The organism is Pseudoalteromonas sp. S1727 (genome assembly GCF_005886375.1).
Taxonomy (GTDB): Bacteria; Pseudomonadota; Gammaproteobacteria; order Enterobacterales; family Alteromonadaceae; genus Pseudoalteromonas; species Pseudoalteromonas haloplanktis.
Genome location: NZ_PNDT01000277.1, coordinates 1 through 602 on the forward strand (window position 1 = coordinate 1; position 602 = coordinate 602).

Here is a 602-nt window from a genome sequence, read left to right on the forward strand (position 1 = left end):
TTGATTACCAGCAGCATCAGTAATGCTCACTTCGACAGGGTAATCACCATCACCCAATGCTGTTGGAATTGTGACCTGCCACGTTCCATCACTTGCAACCGTTGCTTGTAGAGTTTGCCCATTAACCACTACAGATACTTCACCACCAATTTCATTACTACTACCGGTGATAGTTGGTGTTGCATTAGCTGTTGGTTGTAGATTGTCTATCAGTAAACTCGGTGCGACACTATCAACTACGCCGGTGGTTTGCTCTGTTGTTAAATTACCAACGCCATCACGCACTGAGGCACTAACGGTGTAGGTTCCCTGTGCAATAGCTTGCGGCACTGATACAGACCAAGTTTGATCAGCTTGTACTACAGCGGTAAATACTTGACTGACATTATCACTATCAACCACAGTCAAGTTGATAACTGTGCCTTCGCCCATATCTGTGTCACCTGAAATGACTGGGGTTGTGTCATTACTCAATGCATCAACACTGACAGTTAAAGTAGGTGCAGTGTTATCAAAGTCGAGTGTACTGACCGTACTCGTATTCCCTGCTGCATCGGTTGCGCTGGCTGTCACATACGCAAGATTTAGTAATGGCACCGTTT

General features: G+C 45.5%; 1 protein-coding gene. It reads right to left on the reverse strand.

Going from position 1 to position 602, the window contains the following annotated elements:
* The coding region (locus tag CWB85_RS21995) for an Ig-like domain-containing protein (protein ID WP_171039074.1) at positions 1–602 on the reverse strand (602 nt) is incomplete at both ends.